This is a genomic window from Arcticibacter tournemirensis (assembly GCF_006716645.1).
GTDB lineage: Bacteria > Bacteroidota > Bacteroidia > Sphingobacteriales > Sphingobacteriaceae > Arcticibacter > Arcticibacter tournemirensis.
In genome coordinates this window covers 3,857,123-3,883,098 of record NZ_VFPL01000001.1, presented here as the reverse complement: position 1 = coordinate 3,883,098, position 25,976 = coordinate 3,857,123, and the positions used below count along the sequence as shown (strand labels likewise).

The 25,976-nt window shown below is 42.8% G+C and carries 27 protein-coding genes; 11 read left to right on the top strand and 16 right to left on the bottom strand.

Annotation, left to right across the window (positions count from 1 at the left end; genetic code table 11):
• Positions 1-2: 2 nt before the first annotated feature.
• The 7 genes from BDE36_RS16355 to BDE36_RS16325 all read right to left on the bottom strand — a co-directional run bounded on the left by BDE36_RS16355 (position 3) and on the right by BDE36_RS16325 (position 5,468).
• Positions 3-683: a hypothetical protein gene (locus tag BDE36_RS16355; protein ID WP_128771433.1), complete on the bottom strand. Its 681-nt coding sequence runs from the start codon at positions 681-683 to the stop codon at positions 3-5.
• A gap of 71 nt (positions 684-754) precedes the next feature.
• Entirely contained in the window at positions 755-1,438 is a 684-nt protein-coding gene (locus BDE36_RS16350; protein ID WP_141815713.1) for an ABC transporter ATP-binding protein, read from the bottom strand.
• Between the two features lie 164 nt (positions 1,439-1,602).
• Positions 1,603-2,970, bottom strand: a complete 1,368-nt coding sequence (locus BDE36_RS16345) for an NAD-dependent succinate-semialdehyde dehydrogenase (RefSeq protein ID WP_141815712.1) — start codon at positions 2,968-2,970, stop codon at positions 1,603-1,605.
• 1 nt (position 2,971) lies between these two features.
• Positions 2,972-3,379 (bottom strand): outer membrane protein assembly factor BamE domain-containing protein, encoded by a 408-nt coding sequence (gene bamE, locus BDE36_RS16340; RefSeq protein WP_128771430.1) that lies wholly within the window; start codon positions 3,377-3,379, stop codon positions 2,972-2,974.
• 54 nt (positions 3,380-3,433) lie between these two features.
• Positions 3,434-3,697, bottom strand: a complete 264-nt coding sequence (locus BDE36_RS16335) for a hypothetical protein (protein WP_141815711.1) — start codon at positions 3,695-3,697, stop codon at positions 3,434-3,436.
• Between the two features lie 9 nt (positions 3,698-3,706).
• The gene (locus BDE36_RS16330) at positions 3,707-4,015 is read right to left on the bottom strand and encodes a YgaP family membrane protein (RefSeq protein WP_128771428.1); all 309 of its coding nucleotides are present in this window, start codon (positions 4,013-4,015) and stop codon (positions 3,707-3,709) included.
• Positions 4,016-4,388: 373 nt separating this feature from the next.
• Positions 4,389-5,468, bottom strand: coding sequence for a 3-oxoacyl-ACP synthase III family protein (locus BDE36_RS16325; RefSeq protein ID WP_141815710.1), 1,080 nt, complete (start codon positions 5,466-5,468; stop codon positions 4,389-4,391).
• Positions 5,469-5,617: 149 nt separating this feature from the next.
• Here BDE36_RS16325 and BDE36_RS16320 point away from each other — a divergent pair, with 149 nt between their 5' ends.
• Positions 5,618-6,565: a D-2-hydroxyacid dehydrogenase gene (locus BDE36_RS16320; RefSeq protein ID WP_141815709.1), complete on the top strand. Its 948-nt coding sequence runs from the start codon at positions 5,618-5,620 to the stop codon at positions 6,563-6,565.
• A gap of 84 nt (positions 6,566-6,649) precedes the next feature.
• On the opposite strand, the gene BDE36_RS16315 is transcribed toward BDE36_RS16320, so the two are convergent.
• Positions 6,650-7,546, bottom strand: coding sequence for an aldo/keto reductase (locus tag BDE36_RS16315; RefSeq protein WP_141815708.1), 897 nt, complete (start codon positions 7,544-7,546; stop codon positions 6,650-6,652).
• Between the two features lie 196 nt (positions 7,547-7,742).
• Here BDE36_RS16315 and cobA point away from each other — a divergent pair, with 196 nt between their 5' ends.
• Positions 7,743-8,483, top strand: a complete 741-nt coding sequence (cobA, locus tag BDE36_RS16310) for a uroporphyrinogen-III C-methyltransferase (RefSeq protein WP_128771424.1) — start codon at positions 7,743-7,745, stop codon at positions 8,481-8,483.
• Between the two features lies 1 nt (position 8,484).
• Here cobA and BDE36_RS16305 read toward each other — a convergent pair whose 3' ends face one another.
• Positions 8,485-9,522 carry a glycosyltransferase family 2 protein gene (locus BDE36_RS16305; RefSeq protein WP_244939623.1) on the bottom strand — a complete coding sequence of 346 codons (1,038 nt, stop codon included), beginning with the start codon at positions 9,520-9,522 and terminating at the stop codon, positions 8,485-8,487.
• Entirely contained in the window at positions 9,504-10,370 is an 867-nt protein-coding gene (locus BDE36_RS16300; protein ID WP_141815707.1) for a lysophospholipid acyltransferase family protein, read from the bottom strand. The genes BDE36_RS16305 and BDE36_RS16300 overlap by 19 nt, the downstream gene beginning before the upstream one ends.
• A gap of 54 nt (positions 10,371-10,424) precedes the next feature.
• On the opposite strand from BDE36_RS16300, the gene BDE36_RS16295 reads away from it, so the two are divergent.
• The 3 genes from BDE36_RS16295 to BDE36_RS16285 all read left to right on the top strand — a co-directional run bounded on the left by BDE36_RS16295 (position 10,425) and on the right by BDE36_RS16285 (position 13,842).
• Positions 10,425-11,033 (top strand): WbqC family protein, encoded by a 609-nt coding sequence (locus BDE36_RS16295; RefSeq protein WP_141815706.1) that lies wholly within the window; start codon positions 10,425-10,427, stop codon positions 11,031-11,033.
• Positions 11,034-11,165: 132 nt separating this feature from the next.
• Complete coding sequence (gene mgtE, locus BDE36_RS16290; protein ID WP_141815705.1) at positions 11,166-12,518, top strand: magnesium transporter; 1,353 nt, start codon at positions 11,166-11,168, stop codon at positions 12,516-12,518.
• An 88-nt stretch (positions 12,519-12,606) separates the two neighbouring features.
• Positions 12,607-13,842, top strand: a complete 1,236-nt coding sequence (locus BDE36_RS16285; protein WP_141815704.1) for a cation:proton antiporter — start codon at positions 12,607-12,609, stop codon at positions 13,840-13,842.
• 197 nt (positions 13,843-14,039) lie between these two features.
• Here BDE36_RS16285 and BDE36_RS16280 read toward each other — a convergent pair whose 3' ends face one another.
• The gene (locus BDE36_RS16280; protein WP_141815703.1) at positions 14,040-16,193 is read right to left on the bottom strand and encodes an FUSC family protein; all 2,154 of its coding nucleotides are present in this window, start codon (positions 16,191-16,193) and stop codon (positions 14,040-14,042) included.
• Between the two features lie 347 nt (positions 16,194-16,540).
• Between BDE36_RS16280 and BDE36_RS16275 the strand changes: the two genes are divergently transcribed.
• From BDE36_RS16275 to BDE36_RS16255, 5 genes are read left to right on the top strand one after another with little or no spacing between them, the layout of a single operon-like run.
• Positions 16,541-17,392, top strand: a complete 852-nt coding sequence (locus tag BDE36_RS16275; protein WP_141815702.1) for an STAS domain-containing protein — start codon at positions 16,541-16,543, stop codon at positions 17,390-17,392.
• A gap of 5 nt (positions 17,393-17,397) precedes the next feature.
• Entirely contained in the window at positions 17,398-17,808 is a 411-nt protein-coding gene (locus BDE36_RS16270; protein ID WP_141815701.1) for an STAS domain-containing protein, read from the top strand.
• Positions 17,805-18,218 (top strand): anti-sigma regulatory factor, encoded by a 414-nt coding sequence (locus tag BDE36_RS16265; RefSeq protein ID WP_202618191.1) that lies wholly within the window; start codon positions 17,805-17,807, stop codon positions 18,216-18,218. The genes BDE36_RS16270 and BDE36_RS16265 overlap by 4 nt, the downstream gene beginning before the upstream one ends.
• Complete coding sequence (locus BDE36_RS16260) at positions 18,211-19,218, top strand: ATP-binding protein (protein WP_141815700.1); 1,008 nt, start codon at positions 18,211-18,213, stop codon at positions 19,216-19,218. The genes BDE36_RS16265 and BDE36_RS16260 overlap by 8 nt, the downstream gene beginning before the upstream one ends.
• Position 19,219: 1 nt before the next feature.
• Positions 19,220-20,416 (top strand): sensor histidine kinase, encoded by a 1,197-nt coding sequence (locus tag BDE36_RS16255; protein ID WP_161987654.1) that lies wholly within the window; start codon positions 19,220-19,222, stop codon positions 20,414-20,416.
• A gap of 2 nt (positions 20,417-20,418) precedes the next feature.
• Here BDE36_RS16255 and BDE36_RS16250 read toward each other — a convergent pair whose 3' ends face one another.
• The 3 genes from BDE36_RS16250 to BDE36_RS16240 form a co-directional block, all read right to left on the bottom strand.
• Positions 20,419-22,698, bottom strand: coding sequence for a penicillin-binding protein 1A (locus BDE36_RS16250; RefSeq protein WP_141815698.1), 2,280 nt, complete (start codon positions 22,696-22,698; stop codon positions 20,419-20,421).
• 191 nt (positions 22,699-22,889) lie between these two features.
• Positions 22,890-23,630 carry a metallophosphoesterase family protein gene (locus BDE36_RS16245; RefSeq protein WP_141815697.1) on the bottom strand — a complete coding sequence of 247 codons (741 nt, stop codon included), beginning with the start codon at positions 23,628-23,630 and terminating at the stop codon, positions 22,890-22,892.
• A gap of 1 nt (position 23,631) precedes the next feature.
• On the bottom strand, positions 23,632-24,375 hold the full coding sequence (locus tag BDE36_RS16240; protein ID WP_141815696.1) for a nucleotidyltransferase: 744 nt from the start codon (positions 24,373-24,375) through the stop codon (positions 23,632-23,634).
• Between the two features lie 225 nt (positions 24,376-24,600).
• On the opposite strand from BDE36_RS16240, the gene BDE36_RS16235 reads away from it, so the two are divergent.
• Positions 24,601-24,981 (top strand): SRPBCC domain-containing protein, encoded by a 381-nt coding sequence (locus BDE36_RS16235; RefSeq protein ID WP_128771410.1) that lies wholly within the window; start codon positions 24,601-24,603, stop codon positions 24,979-24,981.
• Positions 24,982-25,042: 61 nt separating this feature from the next.
• On the opposite strand, the gene BDE36_RS16230 is transcribed toward BDE36_RS16235, so the two are convergent.
• On the bottom strand, positions 25,043-25,450 hold the full coding sequence (locus BDE36_RS16230) for a tail fiber domain-containing protein (protein WP_161987653.1): 408 nt from the start codon (positions 25,448-25,450) through the stop codon (positions 25,043-25,045).
• A 135-nt stretch (positions 25,451-25,585) separates the two neighbouring features.
• Entirely contained in the window at positions 25,586-25,927 is a 342-nt protein-coding gene (locus BDE36_RS16225; RefSeq protein WP_141815694.1) for a hypothetical protein, read from the bottom strand.
• Between the last annotated feature and the right edge of the window lie 49 nt (positions 25,928-25,976).

The window sequence follows — 25,976 nt, the reverse complement described above, 5'->3', positions numbered from 1 at the left end:
TCTTATTGTTCCCGGAGCTTCTTTAAACTCTTAGCTAACCGGTAAAGATTTGTTTTCGTACCGACATTAATAGCCAGCGTGTGCAGATTGCTCTGTTCTATTCGTTTGGTTTGCAGAAGGTAGCTTATCTCTGCAAAAAACTTAAATGTTTTTTTTCCATAATCCAGTCCGGTGTTTAGTCGTAACGTTCCGGTAAAAGAGGACTTGTTTTCAAAGTTAATTTCATGAGCGGCAGCATTTACGTTTGCCCTTGGCTCGTTTATGATACCGCCTCCAAGGCCTGCTGAACTAAAGATGCGAAGTTTGTTGATTTGCTTTATTAACCCCGCAGAAAAAGTGACGATGTACAACTTTGCACTGGCGTTTTTGGTTTTATAATCATAGCCTGGATCATCATACTTCTGATCGTATTTATAGTTCATGTAATCCAGCGCCGGATAAACAAAATACCGGGGGTTCTTCAAGAGTATCTGTAATCCGATTTCAGATGAGAACTTTGGACTTAACACGTCCGAAACCTCACCCATTGGAAACGCCATACCAATACCCTTAATGCTGAATATCCTGCCTTCTTCGAGGATTTCCTCACTTTTAGACAACAAGGTATCGATGTTCTGAGCTCTCAGGCCTTTAATGTTGATTAAGAGGGATAACGAAAAGAGAAAAAAATAAAGTTTTGTCATACAAAGGGTCAGCTTCCCAGATGGAAGTTCCTTTAGTATAACAACTTTGAAGCGTTTAAGTTTGATTTAAGTTAATGTATCATTTTTTCTATCTTCTCAACTCTCCCATCAAGCAGGTGCACAATACGCGATGCATAAGCGGCGTTTTTCTCGGAGTGCGTGACCTGAATGATCGTAACGCCATCTTCCTTGTTAAGCTGCTTAAAAAGGTCCATAATTTCTTCTCCCTGTTTAGAATTAAGGTTGCCCGTGGGCTCATCGGCAAGGATAAGTTTTGGCTTCGCTGCCAGCGCTCTGGCTATTCCGACGAGCTGCTGCTGTCCGCCGGAGAGTTGTGACGGGAAAAGATCTTTCTTTCCGACAATCCCAAAACGATCAAGTGTATCTGCTACGATCGCTCTTCGTTCGCTGCCTTTAACATTCTGATAGATCAAGGGTGTTTCAATGTTTTCGTAAACGGTTAGCTCATCAATGAGATGATAGGCTTGAAATACAAACCCAATATGTTCTTTGTATAAAGCCGTCCTTTGTTTCTCCTTTAACCTGAATACGGATTGCCCCATGAAGTCATATTCGCCTTCCGAAGCCTCATCGAGCATCCCGAGGATGTGTAATAAGGTTGATTTTCCCGATCCTGAAGGACCCATTATAGATATAAATTCACCTTCCTCTGCCTGGAAGTTTATGTCTTTTAGTACAAAATTGCGTGTGCCTCCGGTATTGTACCATTTATAAATATGCTTTAAACTGATCATACTGTATAGTTGAATATAAAACGAACAGGTGAGTCCCATCCCTTTACTATTTCAATACTACATTTTACAGGCCATATTTGCAATATGCTTACTGTCAGTTGTTTGTATGTTTATTGCTTAGCGCACATGCACGTTTTCGGACATAAGTGTTCGGATAGAGTCAATTACTTTATATAGACAGTCTTTATATTTACAAATTCCTTTATACCGTACGTCCCTAATTCTCTTCCGAAGCCTGACTGGTTAACACCTCCAAACGGGAGTTCGGGAGTTGATTTAACATAGTCATTTACAAATGAACATCCTGAATTCAACCTGCTGGCAGCAATTTCTTCTCCGCGCTCTATATCCGTTGTGAAAACAGCAGAACCTAGTCCAAAGCTTGTGTCGTTAGCAACTTGTATTGCTTCTTCTTCGTCTGATACTGTAATTACGGAAGCTACTGGTCCGAACATTTCTTCCTCGTAGGCAGGCATCCCTTTTTTAACGTTAATGAGTATAGTTGGAGGGTAAAAGGCGTGTGAACCGGGAGATATCTGACCACCAAGGATACATTCTGCTCCCTGATCTATGCTTCGGGTTACCTGCGCGTGAAGCTGATCACGCAGCTCCTTTTTGGCCATTGGTCCCAACGCGGTAGCTTCATCCAACGGGTTGCCCATATTCTTCGACTGCATTTCCTCTTTAAAGAGCCTGATAAACTCTTCTGCTACCTCTTTTACTACGATGAAACGTTTAGCCGCGATACAACTTTGACCCGAGTTTATCAGGCGGCTTTCGGCACAGGTTGCGGCAGCTAATGGAACATCGGCGTCTTTGAGGACGAGGTAGGGGTCGCTTCCGCCAAGCTCAAGGACGACCTTTTTTATCAGGGAAGCAGCTTTTTGTGCTACTTTCATGCCGGCCTCTGTACTACCGGTTAATGTTACCGCCTTTATAACGGGATTTTCGATGATCTTTTCCACAGCGCTGCTTTCAACAAGCAGGGTCTGAAATACACGATCCGGGAACCCTGCTTCCTTTATTATTTCTTCGGTAGCGATCGCACAGCCTGGAACATTAGAGGCGTGTTTCAGTAAACAGCAATTTCCGGCCATCAGGCCAGGCGCAAGAAACCGGAACGTTTGCCAGAAAGGAAAATTCCAGGGCATAATGGCGAGTACGACTCCTAACGGGTTGAAGGTTATATAGCTCCTTGCAGCGCTGCTCGGCACTGTCTCTCTGGCAAGAAATTCTTCGGCATTTTTGGCGTAGTATTCGCATACAAGGGCACACTTTTCAATCTCACCTTCGCCTGCTTTGATTGGCTTGCCCATCTCAACAGCCATCAGCTTCGCCAGCTCATGTTTCCGCTTCCTTAATATATCCGACATTCTGGTCATGCAGAATGCCCGATCACTAAAAGAGGTGTTTTTCCAACTAAGAAAGGCCTGATGTGACTGACGTATTTTCCGGGTTACAAGTTCTGCGGGATATGGCTGGTAAGTACGGACTACTTCTCCATTCAGCGGATTTACTGATTCAATGCTCATTCTACTTCTTTTCCTTATCTGTTGTGTCCTTTTTTAGCTTATCTCTAAGCTTATCCGTAATGCGGTCGCCGGCACTGTCTGCTTTATCCACGAAGTTCCCCAGCTGGTCCTTTACTTTATCATTGGTTTTGTCGAGCCACATACCAACAGAGTCTGCCCGGGCTTCAGCGGAAGTGAGGATGGTGTACACTGTATCCATTCTGAATACAACCGTACGATCTGATTCAGGATAATCCCAGATCTCGGTTTTATTGACAACATTTTTGTTTTTTGGTTCGCCTACAATAGCAATAACTTCTTCCTTCGACATTCCAGTTTGCACGCCGGATAATGTTTTGGGGCTTTGACCACAGGAGGCAATCAAAAAAGACAGTCCGAATAAGAAGCTGAAAGATTTTGTTAAGGTCATAATATTGTTATTTAATATGTTCAGCTTTAAATAACAAGGAGTAAGGTGGTTTGTTTAGGTTTCAAAAAGGAAGGAGCAGCCAGCTGCTCCTTCAGGTTTCTGTAATTTAACAATAGCTGCACCGATTTTCTGCGCGTCTTCATTCGTATAGCTCCCGGTGGTGAATTGCCATCTGCCTTCGTTTTGCTTAATAACGGCTACGATGCTTCCGGATTCTTTGAGGGTATATCTGTCCTCCTCAGGGAAGACTGTAAGCTCCTTTTTTCCGGAAGAAATCCCGATAGTGATATCAAACGGTTCTGTTCCGATTCCGGTCATAGCAAAAAATTAAGATACCGTTATCTGCTCGGGACTTGTAACAACGATAGAAACCGGCTCCTGGATGTCCGCATCGACCATTGCTTTTACAGCGCAGTATCCGGTTACCCCCCGCTGCATGAGCGCCCCCCCAACAGCTATTTCGCCAATAGCAATAAGGGGATGTGAGAATATATTTTTAACACCCTGAAATAGAATAAAAGCGCCCGTTGCAAGAGAAAGAATTCTTTCAGACTTGCCTACATTAGCATTTTCATTTTCCTGAAGAATAGGGCCTTTGAAGCTTTCCTTTAATTTGTCGATTACCTGATTGTTCATGTTTTCAATTTTAGATTGTTACTTCTTATAACACCTTAATCCAAACAGTGTTTACTTTATTTATGGAATCTAAGCAGGCAGGTTGGGAGGGGATATTTTTATATGTTTTTTCTATTTGTTATTTCGAAATATTACATATATTTGATAATTGCTCATCTGGCTAATTATAGACCTTGACCCTCAGCTCCAAAAGTTGAGGGCTTTTCTTTTTTAATGGGCTGCTAAAACGTTAAAATTTGTTAAATCATTGCTGTAAGTAATGCTAAATTGAAATAACCGCTTTATTTTTGGGTTCTTAATAAAAAGGTTTATAATTGGTTAGTTTGAATCTCCATCTTCTCAGGATGGAGATTTTATTTTTAAACTGATCGTATTACAGTTGGTATATCACTGCGTTTATATTCATTCCGGCTCCAACAGATGCAATTACAACTTTATCGCCTGATTTAAGTGAATGTTCCTTCATCTGACCCTTCATGATTAGATCTAATAATGTAGGAACAGTAGCAACCGAGCTGTTTCCGAGCCAGGAGATACTCATCGGCATTATTTCTTCTCCCGGACTTTTCATGCCATATAGCTTGAAGAGTCTTTCCAAAATCACCATATCCATCTTCTCATTTGCCTGGTGAATGAGCACTTTGCTGATCTCTGAAATATGGAGACCCGCTTTATCCAGTGCATCTTTAACGAGTAGGGGGACGTTTGTAATTGCAAATTCGTACAGTTTGCGGCCATTCATCTTTATAAAAAGATCCTCCTGCATGGGGTACTCCGATGTGTACGAGCTATCCATCGCTAGAAGCAAAGCGTGCTCAATGGCATAAGTGCGGGTTTTATGTGCCAGGATACCGCTTTCGCCGCTTTCGGATGCCTCTAAAATGGCGGCTCCGCTGCCGTCTCCGTATAATAATGAATCTCTGTCGTGCGGGTCTATTATTCTCGACAAGGTTTCGGTCCCGATGACCAGACATCGTTTGGCATCGCCCGATCTGATATAGTAATCGGCCTGGATAAGTCCCTGCACCCAACCCGGACAGCCAAATGGTAAATCGTAGGCTATGCAGTCGGGATTTTCAATCTTTAACATTTGCTTAATTCTTGAAGCAAGGGTAGGTACTGTATCTACGCGGTTGCTTCCGACGGGGATGTCGCCAAAATTATGGGCTACAATAATGTAATCCAGGCTCTCGGGATCTATACCGGAGCTTTCAAGTGCATCTTTCGCTGCAAAAAAGCCAAGGTCGGATGCCCGTTCATTAGGGGCTGCATATCGTCTTTCTTCTATACCTGTTATCTCTTTAAACTTTCTGATGATCTCGGTGTTTTCTTTAGGAATGATTGTGCCGTCCTTATCAAAAAAGCGATGAGATAAAAAATGGTCATTTTTGATAATTGTATCTGGTATATAACTACCTGTTGCTGCGATGACCGATTGAGGTTTACTTTTCATTTTGTACTATATAATTCTCTATTATATGTTTGCTTTGATTATTTTAAATGAACAAAGGATTTATGTGTTTATACGGAATACCATTTCGGTAAGTAGTCTACAAGATAGAGATTTTATTTCTTTTTCATGATAAAAAATATGCTGATAATATGAAAGTAGTTGTAACAGATGGTTTTACATTGAACTCCGGAGACTTGAGCTGGGATGCTTTAAAGCAATTTGCGGATATAGAGATATACGACCGGAGTGATCCGGGCGAAGTGATAGCGCGGTGTGCTGAAGCGGAAGTTGTGCTCACCAACAAAATTGCGTTTACAAAGGACGTGATCGGTAAGCTTCCCAAACTGAAGCTGATCAATGTACTCGCAACCGGATATAATACAATCGATATCGAAGCCGCCCGGGAAAAAGGGATTGTTGTATGTAACGTACCGGGTTATAGTACGAACTCGGTGGCTCAGCATACTTTTGCCCTCATCCTCGAACTTGTTAACCAGGTTGGTTTGCACAGCAGTTCAGTTGCCGGTGGCGACTGGCAGCGATCACAGGACTTTGCTTATACATTAACTCCTTTGATTGAATTGAGCGGCAAAACGATGGGCCTGGTAGGGTTTGGGAATATTGGTCAGCAAACTGCACGCATAGCAAATGCCTTTGGCTTGAATGTGATTTATCATACTCCCCGGGAAAAAGAAACAGAGCTTGCCCGGTACTCAGATCTCAGCTCTTTGTTCATGGAAAGCGATATTATATCGCTGCATCTTCCATTGAAGTCAGATAACAAAGGGTTTGTTGACAGAACATTGATCAGCATAATGAAAAAAACCGCGTATATCATCAATACCTCGAGAGGTCAGCTGATTAATGAGCGGGACCTGGCTGCAGCATTAAATGAGGGGATAATTGCCGGGGCTGCAATTGATGTGTTAACTGAAGAACCGCCGCGCAGCGGGAATCCTTTACTGACAGCGAAGAACTGTATCATAACTCCTCATAATGCATGGATGAGCAGGGAAGCGCGGCAACGGATTCTGGAGATCACCTATCAAAACCTTAAGGCTTTTACAGAAGGGAAGCCGGTTAATGTAGTGAATTGAGTGTTGAGATTTGAGTAACAGGTACCAAATATCGGGAAGCCGAATAGAGTATCTAACCTAATATCTCATATCTACTATCCACATCTAACGGTGCTGTTCGTAATAATTTTGCTTTATAGCTTCGCGAAGAAAGTTAATTTCAGCTTTCGTAAGCAATGGCGTAGACGGCGTACCTGCCGCATCTTGAAGCTGAACTATTGTACGGATGCCGACTACCGCAGAAGCAACAGCCTGCTGTTGCAGGACATAATGAAGCGCTGTCTGTGCCTGGCTTCTTTTTTCTCCTCCAACAAAGCGAACCGCTTTGGCGATAGTATCAACTTCTTCTTCATCATAGTTTAGGTACATCTTTGGAGGTTTGCCCGTTAACAGGCCCTGGGCTATGCTTCCGCGCGTCACCACGCTGATGTTTTTTTGAAGCAGGAAATCAAGGCAACTTTCTTCCGGTCGTCTGTCGAGGAGGCTGTACTGCATCATTACGCTTACTATTTGCGATCGCTGTGCATATTCCCTGATTACGTTGGGCCTGATGGAGGATATACCATAGTATCTGATTTTGCCCTGTTGTTTCAAAATCTCAAAAGCCTCAATGGTTTCATCTATATTGTCGTCAATGGTGCCTCCATGCAGCTGATAGAGGTCGATGTAGTCGGTTTTTAAGCGCCTCAGGCTTTCCTCGGATGTCTTTATGATATATTCCTTCCGGGGATTCCAGTCCCATCCGCTACCGTCGGCTCTCCATTGGTTCCCCACTTTTGTTGCAAGGACGATCTTGTCTCTTTTATCTTTCAGTATTGTCCCCAGTATTTCTTCATTCAATCCCTTGTCGTACAGGTCCGCCGTGTCAAAGTAGTTTATACCCAGTTCGATGGCTCTCTCTATGATGCCGCGGCCAGTTTCGAGGTCCGTACCGAGCGACATACATCCAAAACCGATCTGGCTTACTTTTAGTTCTGATTTTCCTAACTGGGTATACTCCATGATTTATCTGCTATGTTTCATTTATTAACAAATCCCTATCAGTTTTTGTGCGCATAAGTTGATTTGTTATTTAAACAAGTATTGGCAAATCAAAAGTATAAGTTTTCATGAAATTTCTTAACTGGAGCAGAACTTTAGTTCGATTTTCGTTTTTTGTTCTATTTATGCAAAATGAATCGTATTTTCCGCTACTCAAATGAATGCGGGAAACAGGACAAACCAGGAATTGTACGTCGTAGGGGCGGGACCCGGCGATCCGGATCTGATTACATTAAAAGCATATAAGGTTTTACAGCGGGCAAGGGTAATATTATACGATAACCTTGCTAATGAAGAATTGCTGAATCTTGTTCCTGCTGACTGCGAAAAGATCTATGTTGGAAAACGGCCCTATGGCGAATATACTGCGCAGGAGACCATTCATGAATTGATCCTTCAGAAAGCCAGTGAAAAAGGAACTGTGGTGCGGTTAAAGGGAGGCGACCCTTTTATTTTCGGCAGGGGGTATGAAGAGATCATCTTCGCACGTGAACACGGCATCGATGCTTTCTACATTCCCGGAATAACCAGTATGCAGGCTGCGGGTTTTGAAGATATACCACTTACTCATCGTACTCTTAGCGAGGGGATATGGGTGATCACCGGTACGAAAAAAGATGGCCGGCTATCGTCCGATCTTCGCCTGGCCATGCAGAGCAATGCTACTGTTGTTATCTACATGGGAATGAAAAAGGTAGAAGAGATTGCAGAAACCTATATAACAGAAGGAATGGGAGAGATGCCGGCGGCAATCATTCAGCATGCAACCCTGCCGAAGCAAAAGTCAGGAGTGGGAAAAGTAAAAGACCTGCCCGCCATTGCCGAAGCGAATAACCTTACTCACCCTTCTATTATCATCATAGGCGAGGTTGCGGGACTGCGAAACATAGAAAAGTAGCTTACAATTCGCGGAATGTTTTTTTCCCTTTTGCGAAATACTCCCAAACGATACTTTTTTTGACCAAGCCTGCGGCGTTGAAGTTATAGTCTTTCAATGTCTTTCTTTTGTTAGTTCGGTATCTTGAAAAGAATGCTATATGCGCTTTATTGATTGCACGTGCCTGTTTAAACTTTCCTTCAGCCACGAACTTGAGCAGGGAAATAAAGTCGAGCCAGAACCTTATAAAAAGTACAGGGAGCGCCTTCCTGAAAGGCAGATTTTTCAAAAGCATTACGAGGTTATTCCTGAAATTAAGGTAGGTTTTATACGGATTCTCTGTATGGAGTGTCCCTCCGCCGATATGGTAAACTACCGAAGAAGGGCAATAAACAATTTTATATCCGCGGTTTTTAAGACGCCAGCAAAGGTCTATCTCTTCCATATGAGCAAAGAAATCGGCATCAAAGCCATTTATTTCCTCCCAATAAGGCCTTTTAATAAATAAAGCAGCACCACTAGCCCAAAAGATCTCCGTAGAAACGTCATATTGTCCTTCATCTTCCTCTATGTGGTCAAATATCCGCCCCCGGCAGAAAGGATATCCGAATTTATCCATGTAACCCCCTGCGGCTCCGGCATATTCAAAACGCCTGCGGTTGTTGAAGTCCCTGAGCTTTGGCTGTGCCGCAGCAATCTGCAGGTCGCTTTCCATGAGCGTTATCACCGGCTCTATCCAGCCGGGTGTTACTTCTACATCTGAATTGAGGAGTACAAAGTAATCTGACCGAACCTGTTTCAGAGCAGCATTATATCCTCCTGCAAAACCAAAGTTCGACTCATTTACAATGATTTCTACTTCAGGAAAATGAGATTGGACGAAAGCCACCGACTCGTCGGATGAAGCGTTATCTGCCACTATGATCCTGAAGTTAGGATAAGATGATCTCAGCACAGAAGGGAGGAACTGTTCAAGATAGATTTTCCCGTTCCAGTTAAGGATCACTATTGCTACTTCGGGTACTGATGTCATTGGTGTGGTTAATAACTGTTCTTCCATCGTTTATGCGACCATAGCCACAGTTCGGGCCTTTCGTTGATGATTTTTTCCAGCAGCCTCGTATGCGATTCGGTTATCTCATATTCTGTGGTACCTGCCGGATTTTCTGACAGGGTAGTGAAAGTAGCCTCGTAATATCCTCTTTTTATCCTGTTAAGATGCCCGAATACAACAGGTGCATTGGTCATTTTAGCGATTTTTTCGATTCCCAGGAATACCGGCGTCCGCTGGTTTAAAAAGCTGGTGAAGTAATGCGCTTCCTGCCTGACAGGAGTTTGATCGCCTAAAAAGACAGCCCAATATGTGCTTGATCTGTAGTTGACGATCTTGCGGAGGGTTTGTTTCATAGGAACCATGATCGCGCCGAAACGGGATCGTACATGGTTCATCATTTCCTCGAATGTCTTATTCGTAAGGGGCTTGTAAACGATAATCAGTGGTTCCCGGAAATTAGCTGAAAGGACCAGCGATCCCCATTCCCAGTTTCCATAATGTGCAGTGACGAGGAGAACCGGTTTCCCTTCGCTGAAATAGCTGCTGATTAATTCGGGGTTGTTCAACCGGAACCGCTTTTTTATTGTTTCAGGCGACATGGAGGCCATCTTTATCGACTCAAGCATCATGTCGGAAAGCCAGTGGTAGAATTTTTTTTCTATAGAATATATTTCAGCATCCGTCTTTTCCGGATAGGCGTTCCTGAGGTTTGATTGCACCACTTGCCGCCGGTAACCAACAGCATAATAGATGATTGCATAGAGCAGATCGGCCATTAAATAGAGTACCGGGAAAGGGAGAAGAGAAATAATATATAAAGGATATTTTGTAAGGCTTGTAAGAACCTTCTTCATCTGTGCTTTTTATCGTTAATTTCGTCGAACTGAATTACAAACATAGTACATACCATGAATAAAGGAGCAATTTTTCCGTTATTTTATCTTCCGCCTGTAGAATTCTTCAGTAAGATCAGGCAGTATAAGGACAACGTTTTTATAGAACGGTTTGAACATTTCCCGAAACAAACCTATAGGAACAGGGCTCTTATCCACTCGCCCCAGGGGAAGCTCGCCCTGATTGTTCCGGTAGTAAAGGGATCCAAAGTGCATACCATGGTGAAGGATGTGCGGATTAGCTATGATTTCGACTGGCAACGCCTGCATTGGATGAGTATGCAGACTTCATATCGCAGTTCTGCCTATTTCGAGTTTTACGAAGATGACTTTGCTGCATTCTATCAGAAGAAATGGGATTACCTGTTTGACTATAATGAAGAACTGCTCGGCCTGCTGCTGAAGTTCCTGAAGCTCGATATTGCGTGGTCTTATACCAATGCTTATGAAGATGCGTATCCCGATTTAGATGATTTCAGAAATTCTATTCATCCGAAGTTGGCTATGACAGAGCCGGTGGTTCCTTATTTTCAGGTTTTTGAAGATAGAAACGGTTTTATACCCAATTTAAGCGTAGTCGACCTGCTCTTTAATCAGGGTCCGCAAAGCTCCTCGTTTCTGTAGAGCGGCGCTTCTGCCGTAGCCGCAGGATAAATTAGCAGTGTCTCCAACCATACGGGTGCTTTACTGTTAACAAAGGGTTAAAATATAAAACTAATGAGAGGATAAAGATTCATTTACTTATTTTAGCACGCGATGCAGTCTTTCGAGCTTAATAAAACGGACACTCTACGGATCAAACAGGCACTGGAGGATGAGGATGAAAACGCTCTGAAAGTTTTGCTTGAGGAGTATCATGCATCAGAAATTGCCATTCTGTTTGAAAGCCTTTCGGAAGAGTCGCGCGAGCATATCATTAATATTCTTCCTGCGGATGTAGCTTCTGAGGTTATCTCCGAAATGGATGCAGAGATGCACCCTGAAAAGCTCCTGGAGAAACTCCATCCTGAAAAACGATCCGAGATCGTTGAAGAGCTCGATTATGATGATGCTACCGATATTATAAGCCAGCTTCCCCAGGAACGGCAGGATGAAATCCTTCAGGATCTGGATGCCGAGGACGCAAGCCATATCCGTAACCTGCTGACTTACGAAGAGGACACCGCCGGGGGCAGGATGAACACCCAGGTAATTAAGGTGAACAGCAGCCTGACGAAAAAGGAAGCGCTCGATGAAATTATCAGGCAGTCGGAGGAGATGGAAGAGTTTTATACGATCAATGTAGTCGATAACTCTAACCGCTTAAAAGGCATTGTTTCATTAAAAGATATTATAAAGTCGAGAAATACAGTACACATCCGTGAGCTGGTAAATGATGATTTTGTGTACGTAAAGGCTAATACTGACCAGGAAGAGGTGGCAAAATTACTTTCACAGTATAATCTGAGCAGTATTCCTGTGGTGGATGATGACATGCATCTGCTCGGGCGGATCACATTCGACGATGTTATCGACGTTCTGGAAGAAGAGAATACAGAGGATATATTGAAGATCTCGGGGGTGTCTGAAGATGAGGAACTATCGGGTAACTGGAAAGAAGCTGTGAGAAGCCGACTCCCATGGCTTATAATCAACTTAGGAACTGCTTTTCTTGCATCTTCTGTTATCAGGTATTTCGAGCCTACAATATCAAGGCTTGTAATATTATCTGGCTATATGACAATGATTGCAGGCATGGGAGGGAACGCAGCCACACAGGCCCTTGCTGTGACGGTGAGGCGTATTTCTTTAAATGACCTTACCGATAATCAAGCATATCGTACTGTATTAAAGGAAATTACCGTGGGCCTCATCAATGGAGCGGCCAATGGACTGATCGTTTTCGCTTTTGCTTTAATCTATGACAGTAACCTCATGCTGGGATTGGTGATCTTTTTTGCAATGACCGGAAATCTTGTAATTGCTGGTATAACCGGAGCTTCCATCCCTCTGCTTCTTAAACGGGTCGGAATTGATCCGGCGATCGCCTCTTCTATTATTATTACCACATTTACCGACGTATTTGGCTTTTTGATCCTCCTCGGACTGGCGAGCCGGCTTTTACTATAATACCTGCCTTCATCTTCTTTTAAAGCGCTGTATTAAAGCTTTTGCCCTATCGGAGAACAATCAGACGGGTTCTTTGTAAGAAGTATCAATGAATGTTTATATTATAGAATTACTGATAGTTGGTCTGGCTGCGTTCGGTATGGCCTGGATGCCGGCTTTAGCAAAAAAAACACGCATCTCTTATTCTATATTCTACGTTCTCATTGGTTTCTTGTTATACAGGACATTTGATTTTTTTCCGACACCTGATCCTCTGCGTAAAGAATCGTATACCCTGCATTTAACCGAAATAATGGTTATTATATCCCTAATGGGGACTGGCTTAAAGATTGACCGTCCTTTTTCTTTCAGAAGCTGGCGGATACCCTTTCTGCTGGTGAGCATCACAATGGTTCTCTGTATTGGAGGAGTTGCCGCAATAGCCTATTATTTTTTGGGTTTTGACCTGCCTTCTGCTATCCTTTTGGGTGCTGTTCTGGCGCCCACTGACCCGGTACTCGCCTCTGATGTGCAGGTAGGTCCGCCACATGAAAGGGAGAAAAGTGAAGTTCGCTTCGCCCTTACAGCAGAAGCAGGCATGAACGATGGCACGGCTTTTCCGTTTACCTGGCTGGCAATTGTGGTTTTTATGATCCAGTCGGGCGAGACTCCCGATCTTTCTGAATGGTTATACAAGGACCTGCTCTATAGAATCGCAGCGGGGATTGCATGCGGTTTTCTTATAGCAAGGCTTACAGCATGGCTCGTCTTTTATCTCCCAAAAAAGAAATCGCTTGTGGAAATCAGGGACGGCTTTGTGGCCTTATCTGTCACACTCGTTGTCTATGGTGTAACGGAGCTTGTTCATGGCTATGGCTTTATCGCTGTATTTGTTGCTGCCATTACCTTAAGGAATTACGAGATGCATGATAAGTACCATACGCGTCTGCATTCTTTCACCGACCAGATTGAGCGGATACTTCTCGGCATTATACTTTTGCTTTTCGGCGGCAGCCTTGCAACGGGAGTGCTTGATGCTTTAACATGGCCCCTGGCGTTATTTGGTATAGCCTTTCTTTTACTCATACGCCCCATAGGAGGGATGCTAACTCTGCTACCGGTTAACCTCAGTATGAAGGAAAAAACGGCTATCAGTTTTTTTGGGATAAGAGGTATCGGCTCTTTCTTTTATCTTGCTTTTGGCTTAAGTAAGGCCGATTTCAAATATGCAGATGAACTATGGGCCACTTTGTGCTTTGTGGTACTGATCTCCGTCATTGTGCATGGGGCAACGGCGGCTTTCGGCATGAGAATGGTTGAAAGTGAACATGAAGACAACGATTGAGAAAGCTGTAAGCAATTGAAAATGGACAGGGGACAATTGACAGTTAATCAGATCGACTTAAGCCTTAGACCAATAAACCTTTCTGCTTTCGGCTTTCCGCTCCCTCAACGGCTTTCCGCTCCTTCAACCCTCAACTTTCAAACCTTTGAGCTTTCCGCTTTCACCTTTCAGCTCTTTTTACCTTCAACTTTGAACTCTCAACTCCTCTCAACCCTCAACTCGTCCCCCGTAACCCGCACGGTTGTCTTTACCAGGTCGCTTGCGGTCTTGTTAACAAATTCCAGTTGTTCTGCAATCAGTTTGCTGTCGGTGTCTTCGTTTGAAATAATGATGCCATTTTCAGGAATATGCAGTTCGGATGGCTGAAAGTCGTCATTCTTGTCATCCTTTAGCAATGAGATCGCTTCAGCTAGCTGGTATAGGGCTTTTCTGATCAACTTAATATGTGCTTTGTTGATCTGACGGCTTTCATTGTACCGTATGCTGGACATCAGCGTTGCTATGTAGGAAGAAAGCTTATGGTTCAAGACAATAAACTTACTGGCCTCCCTAACGTTTTTTTGTTTGTTTTTGGGCTCTGAAAGCATGCGTTGAAACGCAGAGGCCATGTTGGCCGAACTAACATACAGCTCTTTACGTACGAGTTTATACTCTGTCAGGTCGAGATCTCTACCTCTTAAACCGTCGGCGACTTTCAGAAGATAGTGATAATTTGCAATAAGCAACTTCCTCATGAAGTTCTTTAGCTGCGGATATTCCCATGAAGGGAAGAGGAAATAGCTGGCCAGGAAAGCTATGAACGATCCGATGAAGGTGTCGAGGATTCGTTCTTTTACAAGGCTTAAATCCCCCAGGCCAATAAAACTAAACATTAAAAGAATATAAGGAGTCATAAAGAGCACGCTTACCACATAGTTAAGACGTTGAAAGCTGTAGGCTCCAAGCATAAATATCAAAAGGAGAATGAACCTTATCGTTTGATCGGGAATAAAATAAATAATCAAGGCCCCTGTAATTCCTCCTATCAGAGTCCCGATCAACCTTTGATAATTCCGCTCCTTGGTTAAGCTAAATCCCGGTTTCAGCAGTACAAGGATAGTAAGTAATATCCAGTAACTGTGATGTCCGAGGGGCAGAAGCTTTGAAACCAGGTAACCAATAACTGAAACAATTGCAACTCTTAGTGCATGACGAAAAATAGCCGACTTAAAACTTATATTTTCAATAAACAGCTTCGGGTCGAGGTTTTGGCTCGAGACAAACCGTCCAAGGTCTTTTTCGTCATTTATACTAACCGTTTCGAGCTTCTTATGATTAAAATAGCTATAAATGGTATTTATTCTGTTGACGATATTTCGAACGTTAATCAGTATCTTTTTTAGTACGAAGTTATTTTCCACGTTATCGATACTGGTTTTTAGCTGCTCCAGCTGCGGCAGAAAATCCTGCGAGAGACGAGGCCTTTCATTTGCATTGATATCGTATCCAAGGTCTTCGAGTTCTCGGGCGATATTTAAAAGGATTTTGTTGAATTCCTGGAGCACGCCGCTGTTACCATATGATGTACGGATTGTTTTGTAATCATAGTGCGTAGCCATTGTTTGTTCAAAAAGGTCGATAACGTCAAGGAATACAAGGATCAAAAGACGGCCAGTATCTGTGGGATCTTTAGTGAACATCCTGTTTTTGAAAAGGATCTCCCTGACGTTGTCCTGTTGCTGATGTACCATGATCTGCTGATCCACCAGCTTTTTATAAGTATCATTAAAATCAGCATTCGTATCATAGAAACTCGCTTTCAGCCTCAGATATTCAGCAATCTTATCTATGCATTCTCCCAGGGAGTGTTGTGCGATGCGATATGGCCTGAACTGCGAAACAGCCAGGCTTAAGGCCATATACCAGATACCGCCCGCCAGCAGAAAACCGGTATATTCAAGCAATGACTGTGTATTAAATTGGCGGTCAACGTTGACAACCATGATAATCAGCACTCCGGTTCCAATGGCCGCAGCACGATTACCATAGATATTGAACATGGAAAAGAAAAAGCACAGGGAGAATATTTCGGCAACCAGCAATACCGGATAATCGTTAATAAACCCGGTGAGCAGTGAGGTAATTACCATAAAAAGAATGCAGAAAAGCATGCCGTTCCTTTTATGGACCACGGCTCCGGGATTGTCGGGAATACTTGTTACTATGGCGCCCATCGAAACTGCGATGCCGTTTTCTAAATATCCCATTTGCGACAAAAGCAGAGGCGGAAGCAAAACTCCTGCTGAAATACGAAGTCCATCTGAAAAATACTGGCTGAAAATAAAGTTTTTAATCTCGCGAGTCTGGTTCATATATCTGCGTCAAGAGTAACAGCGAAGATAAATATTAGTTGTCTAGATATAAATTATTAACTCTTTGTAACGAATATCTGAATAATCAAGTGACGTACAGTGAAAATATCCATAAAGTGCAGGTTTTATTTCACAAATCACAAAAATGCAGTTATCTTGTTCGGCTTACAGAAACCGTATAAGGTTCGTCTTGAAACCGGGGTATTTTGAAAAGGAATGAGCATCTATGAAAGGATGTTAAATGACGGCTAACAGCTATAAGCGTTTTGATGTAGAAATGAGGATTAGGTTGGTATATAGAGGATAGTTTGATCTTATACTGGAATTAAATAAACACAAAAAGAACTATGAATATTTTTGAGAAAAAGAAAACACAGATCCTGGAACTTTGGGTAAACAGCCAGCTTGCAGATGAAGGACTGCGAGAAGATCTTATCAGTAACGAGGAACTGAGAGGTTCTTCGGAAGAGCTGGTAGATATTTTAGTTTCAACTCTTAATGAGGATAACCTAAACAATGTTTACTCATCTGACTTTGATCCGGTCCTGGAAATACTTGCCGGGATAACGATAACAAGGGCACGACAGGGCTTTAGTCCCCGTGAAACAGGTCTGTTTGTCTTGGGACTTAAAGATGCACTGCTTTCTGTGTTACAGGATATTTATCAGAACGACACCCAAAAATTGTACTCAGAAAGCTTAAAGATTAGCAAGTTACTGGATAGCTTCAGCATCGTAATGTTTGAAACTTTCATAAAAGGACGCGAAGAAGTTATTCTGAGGCAAACTGATGAAATTGCTGAAATATCTACGCCTGTAATCAGGGTATGGGACGGAATATTGGCCTTACCTATTATCGGGACGCTGGACAGCGCCCGCACCCAGATCGTTATGGAAAATCTGTTGCAGGAAATTGTTGAAACCGGCAGCAGCATTGCCATTCTTGATATTTCCGGAGTGCCGGCTGTCGATTCACTCGTAGCGCAACATTTAATTAAAACGGTAAGCGCTACGCGACTTATGGGGGCTGAATGTATCATCAGTGGTATAAGGCCGGAAATTGCACAAACAATTGTTCACCTTGGTATTGATCTTTCTAATATTATCACTAAGGCTTCTCTTGCCAGCGCTTTGCGTTTTGCCTTTACTAATTTGAACCTTGAGGTAAGAAAAGTTGTTAAAGAAAAAGTAAGCCGTTAAGATTAATGGAAAAGATACCTATTCTGAAGATGGGGCCATTTTTGCTGGTTACCATTCAGGTTGATTTATACGACAGGCTCGCTCTCAGTCTTGAAGCCGATCTTGTTCAAATGGTTAATAAAACCGGCGCGAGAGGAGTACTTATTGATATTTCGGCAGTGGCTATTGTCGATTCTTTTATGGGTCGGATTATCGGAAATATAGCCAGCATGTCGAAGATTCTGGACGCAGAAACCGTGGTTGTGGGTATGCAGCCCGCAGTAGCGATTACACTCATTGAATTAGGCCTTCCGCTCAAAGGTGTTTATACCGCCTTAAATGTCGAGAGAGGAATGAATTTATTGAATTCAATGATTCAATTGGACGAAGATGACGAAGGGGAAGAGGAAGATGACGATAGAATCCATTCAGAATGATTATTCCGCTGTCTAAAGATATCATGTATATCGTCAGAGATCAGGACGTCGTTCCCTTTCGTAACCGTGTGAAAGAAAAGGCGGTGAAGATAAAGATGGGATTAGTAAATCAAACCAAGCTTATAACTGCAGCGAGTGAGTTGGTGAGAAATATGTTAAAGTATGCTAACGGGGGAGAGGTTCTGATAGAAATTGTTTCCAAAGGACGCGACACCGGTATCAGGCTGGTATTTAAAGATAAGGGCCCTGGTATAGCAGATATATCAATGGCGATGAAGGATGGTTTCTCGACAGGGAAAAGTCTGGGCCTTGGTTTACCTGGAGCCAGGCGGCTTGTAAGTGAATTTGACATTAAGAGTGAATCGGGTAAGGGAACTACAGTATCTATAATTAAATGGGCTAATGGTTAATGCCACACACGTAAGTTTTCGGGCCGACGACAGAAGTTATTTCTCAATATTGAAAAAGGAAATACACGCAAGGGTACTGGAATCCGGGTATAGTGAGAAGAAGATTGGGGAAATAGATATCATCGTTTCGGAAATGACTTCTAATCTTTTTAAACATGCAACTGGTGGTGAGATTCTCTTTGGGAATTTCAGCGATGACGACGAGTATGTTGAAATTATCAGTATCGACAACGGTCCGGGAATGTCCGACCCCATTAGAATGATAAATGACGGCATATCGTCTACCAATACACTCGGGCACGGACTGGGTAGTATCAAACGCTTATCAGATAAGTTTGATCTTTACAGTCAGAAAGGCTGGGGCACTATTGCTCTGAGCAGGGTTTATAAGAAAAGTTTGTTGAATTCAAAGAGACCCCCGGTTGATATTCGGTCAGTGATTGTTGCCAAACCAGGTGAAACTTTAAGCGGCGACGGGAGTTATTATAAGATCAGCGGTGAAAGTTTAAAACTTCTTGTTGCCGATGGTTTAGGACATGGGCCGGAGGCTAACAGGGCTGTAAACGAGGCTGTCAATGCATTTAAGGCTTGCCCGGCTAATTCACCAGTCGAAATTATTCAGTATATTCATACCTCTATAAAAAAGACACGAGGAATAGTAGGAACAGTGGCTTTATTTAATTTTAAAAGTAAAAGATGGAGTATTGCCGGTATAGGTAATATTTCGACGAAGTTGCTTAATCCTCTTGGATACCGCAACTACATGTCATACAATGGTATTATGGGTCACAATATTCCAAATTCGATGAAGGAACAGGAATTTAGCTCTGAAGATTTTCAGCAAATGATTCTTTGCTCAGACGGTCTAAAAACCAGATGGGAGCCGAAGTTTCCTTCGATTAATAAATACGATCTTTCTGTTCTCGCCGCAGCTCTCTATAAAGACTATGCGCGCAAGACGGATGATATGTCTGTGGTTGTCGCAAAAATCACTTCATGAAATGACAGAACTTGTTAAAGTTACCCTGGAGAATGAGATGGACCTTATTCTTGCTTATAAGAAAGCAATAAGGGTAGCAGAACGGCTTAATCTTACTATTTCAACTCAGACAACATTTGCCACCGCTGTTTCTGAAATATGCAGGGGTATCATCGAAAAAACCGATACAGGAGTGCTTTCTATTGGCCTCGTCAGGGAGGAGATCAGATATTCTTTAGCGGCCCAAATCAGTTTTGGAGAAGATATCGTCTATAATTCTTCCGATGACGGCTTTTTGTACGCACAGAAACTTTTACCCCATCTGGGTATTCATACGATAGACGGGCGGACGACGATCGAACTGAAGATTGGCCTTCCCCGTTCCTCTGGTATTAACAATGCGAAAATTAGCGTTCTCATTCATTTCTTTAATGAGGAGGAGCCATATACGCCTTACGAGGAAATAAAACGGAAAAACAGCCACCTCAATCAGATTGCGGAGGAAAAAGATGAAGAGTTAAGGCAAACTAAGATTATTAATGAGCAGAAAACCGAGTTTATTTCTATTGCAAGTCATGAGCTGAAAACGCCGGTCACGATTATTAAAGCGTATGCTCAATTAGCCCTTTCAACGAGCAAAGGGCAATGCCCTCCACTCATCCAGGCATATCTGAGTAAAATAGAAGCTCAGTCATCGAAGCTTACCTTTCTTATCCAGCAGCTTCTGGATGTATCAAAGATTGAAGCTGGTAAGTTTGACTATAGGCTGGAGCTTGTAGATCTCGACGCCTATTTGAATGAGACTTTGTCACAAATAAAGCTTTCTATACCAAACCACAAGATAAGATGGGAGTTAAACTGCCCGATAAATCTGAAGCTCGACAAACTTAGGATAGAACAGGTGCTTTCGAATATTATAGGTAATGCAGCAAAATACTCGTCCTCTGAAAGCCTTATCGAATTAAAAACATATTGTAATGAGGATAACCATGCTATTATAGCGGTATCTGATAAAGGTATTGGTATATCGGACGGAAACCTTGAAAAGATATTTGAGAAGTTTTTCAGAGATGCCGAAGTGATACAAAAGTATTCAGGACTGGGAATGGGGCTTTATATCTCTTCTAAAATAATACATGGACACGGCGGAAGAATATGGGCAGAAAGCATTCCCGGGAAAGGGGCTACTTTCTGTTTTTCCCTGCCTGCAGAAAGCTGACGCTAAATGTCGTTACTTTCATTCTTTTTTTTCTTTTTAAATAGGTTTAGCCCCTTTTTTAAGATCCTTTTAAAGAAGGATTCTTTCTTTTTAGGTGGTTCTTCTTTCACTTCTTCGCGAACGAAGGGGGGGCAGTCTAACCTCGCCTGCAAGTCGCGTGGTAATGCATCAAACCGACTGGAACGATATCCTGCAAAATCGTCTTTTTTACTTAGGTTAAGCATAAAGTGGGCCCATACCGGAAGGGCTGTACTTGCTCCCTGGCCGGCCTCCAGCGTTCTGAAGTGAACTGCCGGGTTTTCTGCGCCTACCCATACTCCTGTTACAAGGTCGGGGGTAATACCTATAAACCACCCGTCTGCCTGATTCTGAGTCGTACCTGTTTTACCGGCTATCTCCATGCTAAGCCCATATTTAGTTCTTAACCGTACAGCGCTTCCTTCATCTACTGCGCCTTTGAGAAAATCGATCATTATCGCTGCGTTCTGCGGCGATATCGCCTGGTGCGAAACAGCATGATTCCTCTGAAGCAGTATCATGTTTTTTTGATCAGTAATTGAGGTGATATATATAGGTTCTATTGCCTTGCCGCTGTTTGAGAATGTTGTATACGCTTTTACCATTTCAAACAGTGAAAGGGCCGCGGTTCCGAGTGCAATGGAGGGCACTTCCGGAATATCGCTTTCTATCCCCATCCTCCTTGCTAAGGCTATAGCAGGCTTGATACCCGTACGTATAAGTATTTGAGTGGACACAGTGTTAACAGAGTGGGACAGGGCCCCGCGCATAGTATACTTTCCTCCATACTGGTTATCTGAATTTTGTGGCGACCAGTTTTCAAACTGAGGATAGGAGATTCTTACATTGGGGAAGTATCTGCATGGATTGATACCTTTTTCAAGAGCTGCGGCATATACTACCGGTTTGAAAGTTGAACCAGCCTGCCGCCTGGATAGCACGTGGTCGTATTTAAAAAACTGGTGGTTTATTCCACCTACCCAGGCTCTGATATAGCCCGTCCCCGGCTCTATTGAAAGCAAGCCGGTATTTAATAAAGACTGGTAATACTTGATAGAATCCAGAGGGCTCGTTGTTCGTTTCTTATTCCCAGCCCAGGTAAACACCGTCATCTTTACTGGTGTATTAAATATTTCGCGGATTTCCTGACTTGATTTGCCTGCCTCCTTAAGTCGTTTATAACGAAGCGACTGCTGCATCGCCGTTTGAATAACAGATCCGTTATTGCGCCATAGGTTCCGCCCTTTCCAATGTTGGTTAAAAAGGTATTGAAGTCGCGACATTTGAGATTTTACCGCTTTTTCAGCCTCCCTTTGGATCCGTGAATCGATCGTTGTATATATTTTCAGCCCGTCGGTATACAGGTTATACGGCTCCCCATCTGCTTTTATCTGGCTTTGGCACCACTTAACAAGCTCAAGCCGCAGCTGCTCGCTAAAATAGGGCGCGATACCGGCATAGACCGTTCTCCTTTTAAGGTTTAGTTTTAGAGGGAGGTTTTTGATTGAATCGGCTGAACTATTGTCAAGATAGTTGTATTTAACCATTTGATCTATCACGAAGTTACGGCGTTCGAGCGAGCGGGTAGGATAGTAAGCGGGATTGTACGTTGTGTTTGCTTTAAGCATCCCAACCAGTACAGCGGCTTCTTCGATTTTTAGTCCCATTGCGGCTTTGCCGAAATACACTTCGGAGGCCCGTTCTATACCGTAAATATTTCCTCCCATGGGTACAGTGTTCAGGTATAGCTCGAGGACTTCCTTTTTCGAATAGATCGATTCTATGCGTTGTGCAATGATCATTTCCTTGATCTTGTTGATCGGAGTGCTAAGAAAGGGCTGTCTCTGCCGGGGATAAAGGTTCTTAGCCAGCTGCTGGCTTAATGTGCTGCCTCCGCCCGACTGTTCGTCGCCAGCGAGGAAGGTTTTGAAAAAGACACGGGCCAGGCTACGGACATCTACTCCATTATGCTTGTAAAAACGGGCATCTTCCGTTGCAACCAGTGCAGAAATGACGTGTTTGGAGATTTCTTCAAACCGAACATTCTTGCGATCCTGAATATAGTATCTTCCGATCAACACACTGTCGGCTGTGTACAATTCTGAGGCTATACTGTTTTGCTTACTTTTTAACTCATTTTCTGAAGGGATTTTTCCAAAAAAACCTGAGTATATGCAAAAGTAGAAGATGAAAAAGCTCAGAAGCAGAACCAGCGCTATAATGACAAAACTTTTTAAAATGAACCGGAGTAAAGTGATCTGCATCGTGTTCGCGTATTCAAATAATGTTCCTGGTGTACCCGTTGCCGGTAATATACTATAACAGAGGCTTAATACAATAGTAGCCCGATAAAGGCTGATGTAAACCAACTTTTACCAATATACAAAAACTATTGTATTTCGACGGGATTTCGATTTGGAGATAGCAACTGTTGGATAGCAAATTAACGCTGCCCTTATACTTCGAATATATAGAACGGGAATTCGTATCCAGCCTTCATAAGAATCTGCTTTGCCACATTATACACCTTTACGCCACTAGAGGTTGCGCCTTCGAGTTGCCCCACGTGCGCATGCCCGTGGAATGCAGCCACCACATTTCTACGACTCAAAGGTTCTGCCAGTCTCGATGAACCGAGAAATGGGAAGATCTGCTCAGGTTCGCCTATCACCGTATCTTTAATGGGTGCATAATGCAGGATCGCTACTTTTTTTATGTTTTCATGTTCCTGATCCAGGCGTGCAAGGGCCCTGTCAAGGTGAAGCGCTTCATCTACAGCTTCCTGCACAAAGGCTTTCATGGCTCCTTCTCCAAACATCGATAGCATGTGTCCGTCAAACCCCCCTCCAAAACCTTTTACACCTGCGAAACCAATGCCATGTATAACCAGCGCTTCTCCATCAAGAACAGACATGTTGTTGTTCTGAAGGATCTGCCGGATGAGTTTATGCCTGCCTTTTTCATAGTCGTGATTGCCGAGTACGCCAACAACAGGAATAGAACATGCCTTCAGCTCTTCGGCCAGTACCTGTGCTTCGCCTTCGTCGCCGGTATCAGTAAGATCTCCGCAAATCAGGAGCACATCAGCCTCCTGAGATACCCTCTTGAAGTATTCTATCCATTTCCCTTTATCCGACTCTCTTACGTGAACGTCTCCTACTGCAGCGATACGTATTTTTTTATTCTGATCTTCCATATCAAACTGTTTTAATCGTAGTAACTTTATAATCCCATTCTTTTATATCGACCTTATATTGTGTTTGGTCAATAATTGGTCCCCTGCATACTTTTTCTACAGCACCCGGAATATCATATTGTTCGTTTGCCCGCTTCATCAACTCGTCGAAAAGCCATTTAGGTATGATGTCGTGATAATCAGCCGGATATACGAACTGAAATATGAGGATTTGGGCCAGCAACAAATGCCAGTGCTGATCGACCCTGAATAGCAGGTGCTTCCAGTCGAGCTGCTTACCATATTTGAGAAGAGTATGATTGATATCCGCACTGTCGTAGCGTTCGCGGTTCTGCACATATATCTTACACCAGATCAGTTCTTCTGCCGATATGAATTTCACCGGGATTCCCGCAAACTCTCCCTCGGTGGCGCGCTCGTACCACGTGTCGTCAACTGTACAAATGTTATTTACTGTGTCGAAGATTATATCGATAAAATATTCCCCCTTAAATACTTTTGCCAGCCATCTTACATCTGTCAGCTGTGTTTCATAGCCTTTTTCTGCAAAAAATTTCAAGATTTTAGGGTACTCACTGGGTTTGCAAAAAACGTCGAGGTCTTTGGTGTCCCTGTAAAGCCCTGTATATTTAAATAATGCAAACGCACCTCCCAGCATAAAATTTGCGCCTGTTGCATGAAGCATTTCCAGCGCCTCCCTGTAAAATGCATTCGCTTCTCTCTTTTGTTCTTTTGTTTCTATCATATGTATCTGTAAGGGGGCTGTGTATTTTTAAACCCGTAGGCATATAAACTGCAAGATGGATTAATATGTTTTTAACTGGCGTCGGAAATCGGACTTTCAGGGGGAGGATGCTACGATAAAGTATTGCTTTAGAAAGATAAATGCGGATTATTAAGTGAAGCTTCCTATTTTTAACCTCTATATTTAATAATCGATGCCGGAAACTTAATTCCGGATCAGTGACACATGAAGGATTACAAAAAATATTATATCATTACAGCGTCTCCTGAAGAAGTATATCTCGCTTTAACTAATCCTCCTACGATTCATCTCTGGACAGGTGAAGAGGCGGAGATGTCTACAGTTCCTGGTTCGGAGTTTTCATTGTGGGAAGGAAGTATATCAGGAAAAAACCTTGAATTTGAAGAAGGGAAAAAAATTGTACAGCAGTGGTATTTCGGTGATCAGGCAGAGGAGTCTATCGTTACTATAAAACTACATGCTCATAAGAGCGGTACATCGGTTGAATTGCGGCACACCAATATCCCGGATAACGATTACGAAGATATTATTGCAGGATGGGATACATCCTATTTCGGCGCCCTGCAGGATTTTTACGAAGGCTAAAAACAATGGAGGGCCATCGACCCTCCATTAAGCAACTAAACTAAAAACATATATTGGAAAATCATGGTGCGTTGCTGTCCGCAGCAGCCATCGACTTCAGCGATTGAAGCTCGCTTTTGAGTTTTTCAATCTCCGCCTGTTGTTCCTGTATGGAGCCAACCAGCATAGGGATCAGGCTTTCGAGATCCACGTTCTTCATTTCTACGGTGCGAAAAGCATTTTTCCCGCGGGGAATCATTTTGTTTTCGCTTTTAACGATTCCCGGAATTACCTTCTGCACATCTTCAGAGAGGAACCCATATTGCTGTCCTGCAGGAAGGTTTAGTTTACTTATTTGCTCCGGGCTGTATCTGAAGGATAAAGGCTGAAGCTTAGAAATATAAGACAAGGAATTTGTTAAAGGTGTAATCTCCTTTTTTAGCTCTGAGTCGTCGGCTTTTTTAGCCTGTGCAGATGCGTTTGTGTTCATAAATAAAAGGGCAAATGCAAAAACTGCAGTGCTTTTAAAACTGAATAAGTTCATAATTAAAATAATATAGTAAATACAGATATTGTTAAATGGTCATCATGGGTAGCCGTAAATACGAACCCGTGAAAAGGCAGTCTAACAAAAGTCCGGAGGTGGCGTTGGGATGGATGGAAAGAATAGAAGTGCGTAAATCTCCTCTTTAGAGATATGGACTTTTTGTTTATAAGGCAGCAAAGGATCGGGTACCCGATAAAGCAGGCAGCAGGTCCAGTACTCTTTTAATGAAGAATCCTTAATGCTTTCGGCTTCCTTTGCTGTATTTTCTGCTTCCGCGTTAATAAGTTCATTATTAACCGTGGTGCTGGAGATGAGCGTTGAAACTACAGAAACACCAGCCCTTTCAAGTATGATGAAGAGGAAAAGAAAAACAAATATTTGTTTTGCCAGCGACTGCATTTTATTCAATAGATCCTTCAATAATTTATCAGGCTAATTTATAAATAATACTTTAAGCGATAAAATTGTT

What these genes read in the sequence shown, in the direction of transcription:
- BDE36_RS16355 (WP_128771433.1), bottom strand. Translation starts at nt 683, where the DNA reads ATGACAAAACTTTATTTTTTTCTCTTTTCGTTATCCCTCTTAATCAAC.
- BDE36_RS16350 (WP_141815713.1), bottom strand. Translation starts at nt 1,438, where the DNA reads ATGATCAGTTTAAAGCATATTTATAAATGGTACAATACCGGAGGCACA.
- BDE36_RS16345 (WP_141815712.1), bottom strand. Translation starts at nt 2,970, where the DNA reads ATGAGCATTGAATCAGTAAATCCGCTGAATGGAGAAGTAGTCCGTACT.
- bamE (WP_128771430.1), bottom strand. Translation starts at nt 3,379, where the DNA reads ATGACCTTAACAAAATCTTTCAGCTTCTTATTCGGACTGTCTTTTTTG.
- BDE36_RS16335 (WP_141815711.1), bottom strand. Translation starts at nt 3,697, where the DNA reads ATGACCGGAATCGGAACAGAACCGTTTGATATCACTATCGGGATTTCT.
- BDE36_RS16330 (WP_128771428.1), bottom strand. Translation starts at nt 4,015, where the DNA reads ATGAACAATCAGGTAATCGACAAATTAAAGGAAAGCTTCAAAGGCCCT.
- BDE36_RS16325 (WP_141815710.1), bottom strand. Translation starts at nt 5,468, where the DNA reads ATGAAAAGTAAACCTCAATCGGTCATCGCAGCAACAGGTAGTTATATA.
- BDE36_RS16320 (WP_141815709.1), top strand. Translation starts at nt 5,618, where the DNA reads ATGAAAGTAGTTGTAACAGATGGTTTTACATTGAACTCCGGAGACTTG.
- BDE36_RS16315 (WP_141815708.1), bottom strand. Translation starts at nt 7,546, where the DNA reads ATGGAGTATACCCAGTTAGGAAAATCAGAACTAAAAGTAAGCCAGATC.
- cobA (WP_128771424.1), top strand. Translation starts at nt 7,743, where the DNA reads ATGAATGCGGGAAACAGGACAAACCAGGAATTGTACGTCGTAGGGGCG.
- BDE36_RS16305 (WP_244939623.1), bottom strand. Translation starts at nt 9,522, where the DNA reads ATGGAAGAACAGTTATTAACCACACCAATGACATCAGTACCCGAAGTA.
- BDE36_RS16300 (WP_141815707.1), bottom strand. Translation starts at nt 10,370, where the DNA reads ATGAAGAAGGTTCTTACAAGCCTTACAAAATATCCTTTATATATTATT.
- BDE36_RS16295 (WP_141815706.1), top strand. Translation starts at nt 10,425, where the DNA reads ATGAATAAAGGAGCAATTTTTCCGTTATTTTATCTTCCGCCTGTAGAA.
- mgtE (WP_141815705.1), top strand. Translation starts at nt 11,166, where the DNA reads ATGCAGTCTTTCGAGCTTAATAAAACGGACACTCTACGGATCAAACAG.
- BDE36_RS16285 (WP_141815704.1), top strand. Translation starts at nt 12,607, where the DNA reads ATGAATGTTTATATTATAGAATTACTGATAGTTGGTCTGGCTGCGTTC.
- BDE36_RS16280 (WP_141815703.1), bottom strand. Translation starts at nt 16,193, where the DNA reads ATGAACCAGACTCGCGAGATTAAAAACTTTATTTTCAGCCAGTATTTT.
- BDE36_RS16275 (WP_141815702.1), top strand. Translation starts at nt 16,541, where the DNA reads ATGAATATTTTTGAGAAAAAGAAAACACAGATCCTGGAACTTTGGGTA.
- BDE36_RS16270 (WP_141815701.1), top strand. Translation starts at nt 17,398, where the DNA reads ATGGAAAAGATACCTATTCTGAAGATGGGGCCATTTTTGCTGGTTACC.
- BDE36_RS16265 (WP_202618191.1), top strand. Translation starts at nt 17,805, where the DNA reads ATGATTATTCCGCTGTCTAAAGATATCATGTATATCGTCAGAGATCAG.
- BDE36_RS16260 (WP_141815700.1), top strand. Translation starts at nt 18,211, where the DNA reads ATGGTTAATGCCACACACGTAAGTTTTCGGGCCGACGACAGAAGTTAT.
- BDE36_RS16255 (WP_161987654.1), top strand. Translation starts at nt 19,220, where the DNA reads ATGACAGAACTTGTTAAAGTTACCCTGGAGAATGAGATGGACCTTATT.
- BDE36_RS16250 (WP_141815698.1), bottom strand. Translation starts at nt 22,698, where the DNA reads ATGCAGATCACTTTACTCCGGTTCATTTTAAAAAGTTTTGTCATTATA.
- BDE36_RS16245 (WP_141815697.1), bottom strand. Translation starts at nt 23,630, where the DNA reads ATGGAAGATCAGAATAAAAAAATACGTATCGCTGCAGTAGGAGACGTT.
- BDE36_RS16240 (WP_141815696.1), bottom strand. Translation starts at nt 24,375, where the DNA reads ATGATAGAAACAAAAGAACAAAAGAGAGAAGCGAATGCATTTTACAGG.
- BDE36_RS16235 (WP_128771410.1), top strand. Translation starts at nt 24,601, where the DNA reads ATGAAGGATTACAAAAAATATTATATCATTACAGCGTCTCCTGAAGAA.
- BDE36_RS16230 (WP_161987653.1), bottom strand. Translation starts at nt 25,450, where the DNA reads ATGAACACAAACGCATCTGCACAGGCTAAAAAAGCCGACGACTCAGAG.